Annotated in this window: 11 protein-coding genes and 3 pseudogenes; 7 read left to right on the forward strand and 7 right to left on the reverse strand. The window is 62.3% G+C overall.

From position 1 onward, the window contains the following. Positions 1–192: 192 nt before the first annotated feature. On the forward strand, positions 193–1569 hold the full coding sequence (locus GSQ89_RS29640; protein WP_371734312.1) for an ISKra4 family transposase: 1377 nt from the start codon (positions 193–195) through the stop codon (positions 1567–1569). A gap of 13 nt (positions 1570–1582) precedes the next feature. On the opposite strand, the gene GSQ89_RS29645 is transcribed toward GSQ89_RS29640, so the two are convergent. From GSQ89_RS29645 to GSQ89_RS29655, 3 genes and pseudogenes are all read right to left on the reverse strand, one after another. Continuing rightward, entirely contained in the window at positions 1583–2008 is a 426-nt protein-coding gene (locus GSQ89_RS29645) for a hypothetical protein (protein WP_158931723.1), read from the reverse strand. A gap of 180 nt (positions 2009–2188) precedes the next feature. Further along, the gene (locus tag GSQ89_RS29650; RefSeq protein ID WP_216856476.1) at positions 2189–2392 is read right to left on the reverse strand and encodes a UvrD-helicase domain-containing protein; all 204 of its coding nucleotides are present in this window, start codon (positions 2390–2392) and stop codon (positions 2189–2191) included. A gap of 203 nt (positions 2393–2595) precedes the next feature. Beyond that, positions 2596–3716, reverse strand: a pseudogene (locus GSQ89_RS29655) (IS3 family transposase); the annotation flags it as partial. Between the two features lie 111 nt (positions 3717–3827). Between GSQ89_RS29655 and GSQ89_RS40330 the strand changes: the two are divergent. After that, on the forward strand, positions 3828–3956 hold the full coding sequence (locus GSQ89_RS40330; RefSeq protein ID WP_371734313.1) for a nuclear transport factor 2 family protein: 129 nt from the start codon (positions 3828–3830) through the stop codon (positions 3954–3956). 137 nt (positions 3957–4093) lie between these two features. Here the strand turns inward: GSQ89_RS40330 and GSQ89_RS29665 are convergent, their stop codons facing one another. Genes GSQ89_RS29665 through GSQ89_RS29680 form a run of 4 tightly spaced genes read right to left on the reverse strand, consistent with a single transcriptional unit; the run spans position 4094 to position 8893 of the window. After that, positions 4094–4936, reverse strand: a complete 843-nt coding sequence (locus GSQ89_RS29665) for a substrate-binding domain-containing protein (protein ID WP_158931725.1) — start codon at positions 4934–4936, stop codon at positions 4094–4096. Further along, entirely contained in the window at positions 4933–5649 is a 717-nt protein-coding gene (locus GSQ89_RS29670; RefSeq protein WP_158931726.1) for an ABC transporter permease, read from the reverse strand. Before GSQ89_RS29670 ends, GSQ89_RS29665 begins: the two co-directional genes overlap by 4 nt. A gap of 32 nt (positions 5650–5681) precedes the next feature. Continuing rightward, a complete protein-coding gene (locus tag GSQ89_RS29675) occupies positions 5682–7679 on the reverse strand; it encodes a molybdopterin biosynthesis protein (protein ID WP_158931727.1) in 1998 nt (665 codons plus the stop codon). Next, positions 7676–8893 carry a hypothetical protein gene (locus GSQ89_RS29680; protein ID WP_158931728.1) on the reverse strand — a complete coding sequence of 406 codons (1218 nt, stop codon included), beginning with the start codon at positions 8891–8893 and terminating at the stop codon, positions 7676–7678. The genes GSQ89_RS29675 and GSQ89_RS29680 overlap by 4 nt, the downstream gene beginning before the upstream one ends. A gap of 171 nt (positions 8894–9064) precedes the next feature. Between GSQ89_RS29680 and GSQ89_RS40335 the strand changes: the two are divergent. The 5 genes and pseudogenes from GSQ89_RS40335 to GSQ89_RS40340 form a co-directional block, all read left to right on the forward strand. Further along, positions 9065–9645, forward strand: a pseudogene (locus GSQ89_RS40335) (IS701 family transposase). Next, a complete protein-coding gene (locus GSQ89_RS38290; RefSeq protein ID WP_174254950.1) occupies positions 9579–9761 on the forward strand; it encodes a hypothetical protein in 183 nt (60 codons plus the stop codon). The pseudogene GSQ89_RS40335 and the gene GSQ89_RS38290 overlap by 67 nt, the downstream one beginning before the upstream one ends. Before the next feature lie 12 nt (positions 9762–9773). Continuing rightward, a complete protein-coding gene (locus GSQ89_RS29695) occupies positions 9774–10115 on the forward strand; it encodes a transposase (RefSeq protein ID WP_158931731.1) in 342 nt (113 codons plus the stop codon). Between the two features lie 192 nt (positions 10116–10307). Further along, positions 10308–10670, forward strand: a pseudogene (locus GSQ89_RS29700) (ISNCY family transposase); the annotation flags it as partial. Positions 10671–10766: 96 nt separating this feature from the next. Continuing rightward, on the forward strand, positions 10767–11102 hold a 336-nt coding region (locus GSQ89_RS40340), incomplete at its 3' end, for a transposase family protein (protein ID WP_174254951.1).

Here is an 11102-nt window from a genome sequence, read left to right on the forward strand (position 1 = left end):
ATGCCGCGTCAACAGGCCAGACACATGATCGCAATCGATCCGCCCGTCAGAATTCTCGCTTTTGCTCTTGAATCCAAGGGGCCGTCCACACAAGACACTCAGAGTTTGATCTTCGTCGAAGAGTCGATCAGGAGACCGTCTAAAACCTGGGGGTGTACATTCCGGCTCCGTGGTGGCAGGCTGGAGTGTGTGATGAGGTGGCGGATTATGTTGGAGTTGGTCGAGTTAGACGGGACGATCGCGGTTCGCGAACTTGGCTGCGGCGCGGCCGTCGCCGGATACACGCCGCAGATGGTTGGGCTGACGCTTGCGCAGGGAAAGCAGATATTGGCGGAGACGCAGCGTCATTTGGTCCAGGCCCAGACCGAGCAACACTGCCGCCGCCGCCAAATCTGCCAGCGATGCCAAGCCAGGCGGCCGCTGAAAGACGTGCGTTCCCGCCGACTGGTGTCTCTCTTTGGCACCGTTGCCGTCAAAGCGCCACGCTTCAAGCCCTGCCAGTGCATGGTGACCTGCCGCCGCACGCTTAGCCCGGTCGCGGAAATCATGCCCGATCGATGCACGCCTGAATACGAGCGGGTCCTGGCGAAAATGGGAGCGTTGCTGCCCTATCGCCGCGCCAGGACGGTGTTGTCGGAGTTTCTTCCGCTCGGGAAGCCGCAAACCGTGGAAACAACCCGGCGGCGAACGCTTTGCGTTGGTGCCAGACTGGAGCGGGAGGCCGTGGCGGCCCCGACATGCACGTCGGCAGAGCCAGCGCCATCCATCACGCTGTCGATTGATGGTGGTCACATAAGGGCTGCACGCCAATACCAAGGACGCACGTTCGAGGTTCTCGTCGCGCAGATCAGTAAAGGCGAGGGCAAGCTGACGGTTTTCAGCAGCGTTCCCGCCGAGGCGCATGCACAGACCCGGCAGCTGCGTGGCGTGCTGCACGGGCTGGGTGCGAGTTCGACAACGCCGGCCACCATTCTGAGTGATGGTGCCGACGGTCCGCGATCGCTCGGCGAGGCTGCCAGCCCTGGACCGACGCATCATGTTTTGGACTGGTTCCATCTCGCGATGCGGATCCAACACCCCGCCCAGGCGGCGAAAAGTTGGCCCAGCAAAACTGAAGACGACCGGCAGGCAGGTAAGCGTCTCGCCGAGACGATTGAGCGGATCCGGTGGCGCCTCTGGCATGGTCAGGTCCGCCGCTCCCTTGATTTAATTGAGGAAACCGCTGCGAGTCTGGAAGCGGTGGCAGAAGACACGGCGCCGGCTTCCGCAGCGCAGAAGGTGGCACGTCTACTACGCGACCTAAGGACATACGTGTCTGGGCAATCCGAGATCATCATTGATTATGCGACAGCGCGCCGATGTGGCGAACCCATCTCTACGGCGATCACCGAGAGCACGGTGCAGTGGCTGTTACATCGGCGCATGAATGCCCAGCAGCAAATGCGTTGGTCGCCTCGGGGTGCGCATTTGATGTTGAAAGTCCGCACTGCTGCCGTGAACGAAACCCTGGACCGAGACTATGCGGTCGCCGAGCGTTGGGCCCATCGACCGTTTCGGAAGGCAGCCTGAATACCCCCAGGTTTTAGACGGTCTCCTCAGCGATGGCCGTTGAAATCGGTTCTTCGCATCGGCGGGCTGTCGCATAGCCGATGATGATGTCGGATTGTCCGGACACGTAAGTCTCGAGATCGCCCGGAAGACGCGTCACCTTGCAGGCGGTGGTCGCCGATGACATATCCTCGGGTGCGGCATCTAAAATAACGGTGGCTTTGGCTATGAGATCCAGGGCGCGTTTGACATGACCATGCCAGAGACGCCATCGGATCCGCTCGATCGTCTCGGAGAGGTGAGCACCAGTCTGGCGATTTATCTTTATCGCGTCAGGCCAACTCGTGGCCGTCTGGAGCAACGTGCCGAACCCGCATCGCCAGATGAAACCAATCCAATACATGATGAGTTGAACCGGGGCTGGCGGCTCCGCCGAGCGATCTTGGACAATCGGCGCCATCGCTCAGAATGGTGACCGGTGCCGCTGGCGTCGCCCCCGGCCCATGAAGCACACCGCGCAGCTGCCGGGTCTGTGAAGTCGCGCCTCCGCCGGCACGCTGGCGAATACGACCCGCTTCCCCTCATGGTTCTGACCTGAGCGAGGAGAACCTCGAACGTGCGTCGCGATTTCGTATAGGGTTCAGCTCTGATCGTCACTTTTTTGACAACCTCCCGGTCCAGCAGAGCGAGCTGTCATGACGTCGGCCTTGGCCCCCGGCACCACGGAACAAATGCTCTCGACGCGCCGGGTCATCTCGGGTACGGCGCGTCGGGAGAAGGTCATCAGCAATATGCGGCGTGGATCAACGCCATTGACGATCAAATTGGCGACCCAATGTGCCAAGGTGAGGTGGACCCCATCGGTTGGACAGGAATCGGGCTGAGTTAAGAGAGACTCCGACCCATTTCACGATCCCCGGCCCGCCCAGGGACTACTGCAACTATACTTAGATTAATATTTGAATCAATAAAAGCCTTTTCTTCCTGTTGTTGGGCCTGTGGAGATGTGGTCAACGGGCTTACGTTGTCCACATATCCGTGGGCCACGCCGGTGAAAACTTCGCGCGGCGTCCGATAACCGTGAGCCTGATGAGGCCGGTCATCGTTATAGAAGGTCAGCCAAGCACCGATCCCACCCCGAGCCTCGGCCGGCGAACCGTAGGCCTTCAGGAATATCTCTTCATATTTTAGGCTCCGCCACAGCCGCTCAATGAAGATGTTGTCCAGATACCGCCCCTTGCCGTCCATGCTGATCCGCACTGCCCGGGCTTCCAGTCCAGCCAAAAAATCCGCGCTGGTGAACTGAACGCCCTGATCGGTGTTGAAAATCTCGGGCCGACCGTGCTGCTCCATGGCCTCGCGCAGCGCCGCCACGCAGAAATCCGAATCCATCGTGATCGACACCCGCCACGACAATACCCGCCGGCTAAACCAATCCATCACCGCGACCAGATACACAAACCCCTTCGCCATCGGCACATAGGTGATGTCGGCGCACCACACCTGGTTCGGCCGGTCGATGACCAGACCCCGCAGTAGGTAAGGGTACACCTTGTGCGCCGGATGCCCGAGACTGGTATTGGGCTTTTGGTAGATCGCCTCGATCCCCATCACCCGCATCAAACGTTTCACCCGCTTGCGGTTGACCACCAAACCGTTCCGCCGCATCACCGCCACCATCCGCCGGGAGCGGTAAAACGGGGTCTGCAGAAACTGTTCGTCCAGCCAGCGCATCAGACGCAGATCGTCCACGCTCACCGGCAACGGCCGGTAATACAGCGTCGAACGGGCGACTTTCAGCAGCCGGCACTGTGCCGCGATCGGCAGGTCCGGTTCGGACCGCTCAACCAGAGACAACCGTGCGGCCAGGCTCAGGCACCAGACCTTTTCCGAAAAAAATCCCGCTCCACCGTCAATTCGCCGATCTTGGCATACAGCAACGCCAGCCGCGCCTCGTCCGCCGCCGCCGCCAGGCCAGAGGGTTCGGCCGTGCTCCGGGCAAACAGCGATGGCACACCGTCCAGCGCGGTTTTCTTCCAGGCATGGATCTGGCTTGCATGGACACCATACCGGCTCGACAGCTCTGCCACCGTGCCATCCTCGCGAAGCGCCGACAGTGCCACCTTGGCCTTGAAGTCAACACCGTGTTTCTTTCGTACATTCGCCATCGTTTGCCCTTTGCAACAACGCCATTTTAAGGGCGAGAGTCTCTCTTAGCCACCTGTCCAGTTTCCGGGGTCCACCTCAAGGTGTTGGTCTTGTCCGATCCCGCACCTGCGATGACAAGCAACGGCACGGCCAGATGGGGGGCGCGCGGCTCCCGCTACACCGACTTCTTCGTCCTGCTGAAGCGCGGGGAGGATTGGAAGATCGCGAGCAAGGCATTCTTAGCCCACTCCCGCGCGTAGGATCAGCGGTGTTGGCGGAGGCGCGCAGACGCTGAATATCTGCGGCCCTGGCAACGCTGGCCTTCAACTACCCTAGTGTGCCGGGCTTTTCGTAGAGGCAGGTTTCGTTGCATCTTTCCACTGCACACGTCAGCCATTCATGGCTTCGGGTCGGCCTCTGGATGGAATAGACTCTTCCCGGCGATCATGTAGTCGGCGATCGCCGCCTGTCCGTTCGGCCCCTCTAGCCAAGACGCAAAACGTTGCGCTGACACCTGCTTGGCTTGCGGGTGGGTCTGCGGGTTCAGCAGGATGACATCGTAGCGGTTCAGCAGGCGGGGATCACCCTCAAGCACGCTCGTCATCCCCGCTTTGTTGCCGAAACTCAGCCAGGTGCCACGGTCGGAAAGGGTATAGGCGCCCATAGCCGCCGCGGCGTTCAATGCCGCTCCCATGCTGCCGCCGATGTCGCGATACCATCCGTCACCGACCGCGGCTGGGTTCAATCCCGCCGCTTTCCATAGCCGCTTTTCCAGTGCATCGGTGCCACTCTTGTCGCCGCGGGAAACGAAGGGAACCTTTGCCGCGGCGATCGTCGTTAGGGCCGCCACGACGTCTCGGGTGCCCGTGACGTGCGCCGGATCCGCACTTGGCCCCACGATGATGAAGTCGTTCCAGGCGATCTCCTGCCGGGTCAGGCCGTCGCCGGACGCCATGAACTTCGCTTCCGCCTCCGGATCGTGCACAAGCACCAGGTCAGCATCGCCGTGGGCGGCTGTTGCGAGCGCTTGCCCAGTGCCTTGGGCAATCACGCGAACTTCGATGCCAGTCTCCTTGGTGAATTGCGGCAGGATGCGAGCCAGCAGGCCGCTATTTTCGACCGACGTCGTAGATGCCAGCACGATGGTTTGCGGGTCCGCCGAGTTTGCGCGTACTGGGTACGCGACAAACAGTGCCAGCGTGCACACTATGGCGAGATCGTGACAGCGAAACGAGGTCATGCAGCCTCCCTGGGAGTGACACGTCTGGCGCGTGCCTCGATTCCGAATGCACAAGCGTTCACCGCGATGCTGATCACGATCAGAACAAGACCGAGGGCTAACGCGAAACCCAGATGGCCCTCGCTGGTCTCAAGCATGATCGCCGTGGTCATCGTACGGGTGTAGCCGGCGATATTGCCGCCGACAATTAGGATAGCTCCCACCTCGGAGACTGACCGCCCGAAACCGGCAAGGCTGGCGGTCAGGGCTTCCAGCCGGCCAATCGACAAAAGATGAGGGATGGCTCGGAAGCGGCTCGCGCCGGAGACCAGCAGGTCATCCCCGTAATCTCTCCAGATACCCACCATGGCACGATGACTCAGCGCAACGACAATCGGCAATACGAGCATAAATTGCGCGACGATCATGGCGGTCGGCGTGAACAGAATTCCTAACCTGCCGAACGGTCCCGAGCGTGACAACAGAAGATAAAGGCCCAGGCCGACAACGACCGGGGGCAACCCCAACAGTGCGTTTGCCAGCAGGATCACCAGATGGCGACCCCGGAAACGGAACACGGCAAGGGCTGCGCCCAAGGGCAGGCCGCAGACCGTCGCAGCGCCCGACGCCGACAAACTTACGGTCAGAGACAGGACGACGACGTGTAACAGCGTCGTATCGAACCCGACCAGAAGCCCGAAGGCAACGCGGATGCTGTTGAGGATGTCTGGCACGCGCTTTCTGCGGCAACCATTTCTCGCTGGAGTCAAGGTCCGGGCGAGGAGGTGCCTGCGAAACCCATACGCGCCAGCTCGGCACGTATCGCGCCATCCTGAAGCAGCGTCACGAAGCGACGCACGGCCGGGCGATCGAATCGTCTGGCGGGAATGACGAAGTCGTATTCCTCTGCCTGTAGTGGCAGGAAGCCCAGGCCATAGCGCTGCGCCACCGTCTCGATCGCCACACCCCAGTCGGCCCGTTGCTGCGCAATGGCCACCGCCACGGCGTTGTGCGAGCGAGCCTGATGGCTGTAGCCGGCGGGCCTGGCATCGCCGAGCAAACGGTCGATCAGTATGCGCGTGCCGCTGCCCGCGTTGCGATTGGCCATCAGGCAGCTACGATCGGCGCTCGCCTTGGCAATGGCGCCGTTCGCATCAAGCCCGGCGAAGCGGGGGTCATCTCGCCGATACACAACGCCCTGCAGGCGGCCATAGCCGGGTACCAGCCGCAACGTTTCATCAACGGAGGAGCGATTGTAGATACCGGTCTCCGGGTCCATCAGATGGATGCCGGCGATATCGCACTCGCCCCGTTTCGCCGCCATCAGGCCGGCCGTACTGCCAACCGACAGCACTTTCGCCGTCACCCCCTCGCGCGCCAGCAATCCAATGAGATAGTCAAGGCCGACACAATGACTGCCGATGACCATGAGATCCGCTGGCTCCGCTGCCGCGCCGATGATCGTTACCGAGATCTCCATGCCCGCCGGTACCATTTCAGTCTGCGCAGGAATGGCGAAGAAACCGTCCGCCAGAGAGAAGGCCGTTACCGCTCCGGAACCCTTGCCAATGGGATAGGCTGCGAGCCCGCCTTCCGGCCGTTCCGTCAGCGATACCAGGACATATTCGGTTCGGCCAAGTTCGGAGACCATCTTCACCGGCAAGGTCGCTGTCCGGGTCTCGCGACGCAGTGCCGGCAGTCCGGACAGGATGCGGAGAACCGGAGCGACGAATTCGTGAAAGGTGAACGTTGCCGATGTCGGGAAACCGGGCAGGATCACCACCGGCTTGCCTTGGGTGACCGCAAGGCAGAGCGGCTTGCCTGGTTTCAAAGCGACGCCATGCACGATGATGCCGGGATCGGTGAAGCGCGCGACTGTGCGGTAGGCGATGTCGCCGGCACCCTTGGACGTGCCGCCAGACAAAAGCACCACATCGGCCGCTGCGATCGCCTTGTCGACCGCCGCCGCCATCGTGGCGGGGTCGTCCGGAACGATCCCGAATGGCAAGGCGACGCAGCCCAGTTCTTCAACCGCGGCCGTCAGCATCGGGCCATTGCTGTCAAACACCTGTCCGGCACGGATGGCGTCTCCTGGCCGCACCAATTCATCGCCCGTCGAGAGGACAGCGACGCGCGGACACCGGAAGATCGGAACATCGTTCACACCGATCGCCGCCAGCAGCGCGACCTCCCGTGAACCGAGGACGGTCCCGATGCGCAGGACCGTTTCTCCGGCCCCGATATCCGATCCAGCCGCAGATATGGCTGCGCCCGGTGCCAGTGGCTGACTCACGTCAACCGCTGCCTCCGAGTCATCGTCAATGAATTCGGTTCGCTCGACCATCACCACCGCGTCGGAACCACGTGGGATCATGCCGCCCGTGGCGATGACCGTTGCAGTGCCGGATTCGATAGGTTCGCGCGGCATGCGGCCCGGCGTCAGCAACTCTCGATTCAATCTCAACCGTCGTGGTGCATCCGGACGCACCCGTTCCAAGTCGGCTGCAAACACTGCGAAGCCATCGACGTTGGAGCGATCGAAGCCAGGTACATCTACTGCGGCTGCCAAGTCGCGCGCCAGCACGCGCCCGCGGCACTGCGCGAGCGGTATGGTCTCCTCGCCAAGCGGCGCCAGAGTGAGATGGCTACGAAACCGTGTTTCGGCTTCGTCGCGGCTTGCAACGGAGAGAAATTGCTCTTGCCGCGCCGACTGCCGCACGAAATCGGCATGGCGCGTCTCGGAGTTCGGTTCCGACGGAGTCATGGTTCCCCCTGCCCGCTGACGCTGCCCGGCACAGTGACAACGTCAACCAATGCACCAGGCGCATAACCTTCCAGACCAGCGGGGACAACGAGAAATCCGTCCGCCCTGGCATAGCCTACCAAACCATCAGCTGGCGCCAGCGCCAATGGCTCGACGCTCGATTCATGGCAGACGACAGGCACAAATTCGCTGACCCCGACTGGCGACGCTATCTTGCGCGAGAGTACCAACCGCCGAATCGGATAAGGGAAGTCGGCGGCACGTCCAGCGAGGCGGCGCAGAAGTCGCCCGGCCAGCAGCTCGTACGTCACCAGTGCGGACAACGGGTCACCCGGCAGCAGTAGCAAAGGCGCACTGCCAAGCCAGCCCAATCCGGCCGATCCACCGGGCGTTAGCGCCAGTCCGTGATGCTCCATCCGTCCGCCTGCCGTTGCGATCACGGTCACAGCGTCGTCGTCCTCGCCCCAGCCGCTGCGCCCGACCACCAGAATGAGATCGGCTGGCGCGTCGCCAGACAACGTCCGTACCAGGTCGTAGTGCCTGTGAGCGCAATCCGTGACGCCACCGTCCCGCGCCACGAGGGTGGATATCGCCAGGCCAAGTGCCTCGACGGCGGGTGGCTTGGGGCCAGCGAGGACTATCGTGACGACAGGGCGCCGCCGGACAATCAACTGGGTTACGCCGAGAGACGCCGCCAGCGCGATTTGCGGGACGCCCAGTCGACGCCCGGCCTCGATGGCGACTTCACCGTGCTGAGCGGCATGGCTCTTGCGCCCGACGCCGAAACCGCGTGGGACCGTATCGCACACTTCCAGAGTGGTGCCGACCGCCTCGCCGACTTCTAACGGCAGCACTGCGTCGGCGCCGGAGGGCACGGTCTCACCGGCATGGCAGACGGTTGCAGACCCCGCAGCCAACGCCATGCCGTTGGGGACAATGGTGAGAAATAGGGGATTGTATGTGCTGGCGCCCAGAGTGCTGTCGGCGTGCACCGCATAGCCGTCGACGAGCACCAGGTCGCGCTCTGGCCGATCCGTCAAGAAGACAAGCGGAGCTGACAGAACACGGCCGATAGCGTGCTGGAGGGGAACCTCCTCCGAGCCCATCGCGGCCGGACAGGCATCCAACCACGCCCAGGCATCGACTAGCGAGAGGCGTTCAGTGAAGCGTCCATGTGTCATCCAACGAAGCCCCAGATGCATCTGCGTGGCCATGAATTGCAGCGATCCAACGCCAATGCAATCACACCTGTCCTTCAAAACCGCGATGGGCTCCAATGCTTCGCGAGCGCATCGCTTGGCGCGCAACGCTGAAACCAAGGACCGATATCGTCCGTCTCACCATACAACGCTATGACTTCTAAGATCAGGACTTCTGCCATCGGAATGCGCCTGCCCGGCGCCCGCAAGACCGGCTGGCAGTTGGCGGAACAAGCTGGGTTGGAACGGCCCTACCGGCTGCAATCGCTGTTGCGTCGCAGCGCCTGGCAGGCGGACAGGCTGCGCGATCTGGTACGATCGGAGGTGCTGGCCACGTTGAGGGAACCCGGCGGCGTTCTGGTCGTCGACGAAACCGGTTTTTGAAGAAAGGCACGCATTCGGTTGGCGTCGAGCGACAGTATTCCGGCACGGCAGGGCGGGTGGAGAACTGTCAGGTCGGTGTATTCGTTGCCTATGCAAGCTGGTTTGGCCAGGCGCTGATCGATCGGCGCCTTTATTTGCCTGAAGCGTGGGCAAACGATACCGCACACCGCCGGGGTGCTGCAGTGCCAGATGCCGTCGCCTTTCAGACCAAGCCGGCGATCGCGGCTAAGATGATCGCCGCGGCGCTTGATGCCGCGCACCCTGTGCGTTCGTGCTGGCGGATGCACTCTATGGGGCAGACTCCCGCATCCGCCGCATGCTCGAAGCACGTCAGCAGCCCTACGTGCTGGCGACCCGACCCAATCATGCGCTGCGCCTGCTGACGAATGAAGGCCTGGAACAGACTGATCCCCTGACGCTGGCCGATGCGCTGCCGCCCGAGGCTTGGGCGCGGCACGCCGCTGGCGAGGGGTCGAAAGGTCCACGCCTGTATGACTGAGCGCGGATCGCTTTGCCTTGGACGGTCGATACCGGCTTTGAGCGCTGGCTGCTGATCCGTCGCAGCCGGCGCGATGCCTCGGAGCGTGCCTACTACCTGGCCTTCACGCGAGCCGGAACAACCTTGGCGGAACTGGCCGGCGCCGCCGGCCTGCGCTGGACAATCGAAGAGTGTTTCCAGCGTACCAAGGAAGAGCTTGGCCCAGATCACTGCGACGCCAGATCCTGGCATGGCTGGCACCGCCATATGATGTTATGTATGGCAGCAGCCGCGTTTCTGGCCAGATTGCAGGCCTCGCTTCGCCGTGCTGCATTCGATAAACCGAACAGAACGAGTCCGCCGCTCGCCGCGTGACCGCCATCCGCCTCGGCTTGCCCAGTGTGCCGGAAATCCGCGGTCTCATCGCCAAGCTGTTGTTACGATCCCCGCTGCGCCCGCCATTCGTCCTGGCATGGTCAGCATGGCGACAGCACCACCAGTTCACCGCGGCTGAAGCCCATTATAGGACTCATAAAGCGCAACTGTAGTACTAGGTGAACCCGTGCTATCGACGGTTCCGAACTCCGCTGGTTCGAGGACCGTGGCGAGATGTGCACTCTGCTGGCGTTCGTCGATGACGCGACCAGCCGATTGATGCAGCTGCGGTTCGTCGCGTCCGAGTCCGCGTTCGATTACTTCCGCGCGACGAAGGACTATCTGAAGAGCCACGGCAAGCCAGTGGCGTTCCACAGCGACAAACACGGCATTTTTCGCGTCAACGCCAAAGACGCAATCGGCGGCGATCGGGTCACACAATTCGGCCGGGTGCTATCGGAGTTCAACATTGATATCATCTGCGCCAACAGTCCACAGACGAAGGGCCGCGTCGAGCGCGCGTTTGGCACGTTGCAGGATTGGCTGGTGAAGGAACGGGTCTTCCTCAATTGGGGTGGAGGCTTCGACCTTGATGGACCGAGATGACAGCCTGGGGCTGGACCGCTGTTAAGACCGGTGGGTTGATACCCCATGAAAGCAAAAACTGACTGGCTTCCGGGCCTTGGCATACGGGTTGTCGAGACCGAACGGCAAAGCTCCGGCTGGGTTGTCTCCGGCACCACCACAGCCACATCGGGGTGCTGCCCAAGATGCGCCAGTGCGTCGACATCTTATCACGGCTCGAAGATCCGGGTGTTGCAGGATCTTCCGGTTCAAGGCTCGCCGGTCTCGCTCAGGCTCCGGCAGATACGGTGGCGATGCCGCAATCCGCGCTGCAGCCAGAAAACCTTCGTCAACCCTTTGTCGCAGAGCGCGCCTCGGTTCGCGCGGCGGACACGCCGCGTCACCGATTTGGCGCTTCTGCTG

This window comes from Acidisphaera sp. S103, from assembly GCF_009765975.1.
In the GTDB taxonomy this organism is placed as follows: Bacteria; Pseudomonadota; Alphaproteobacteria; order Acetobacterales; family Acetobacteraceae; genus Rhodopila.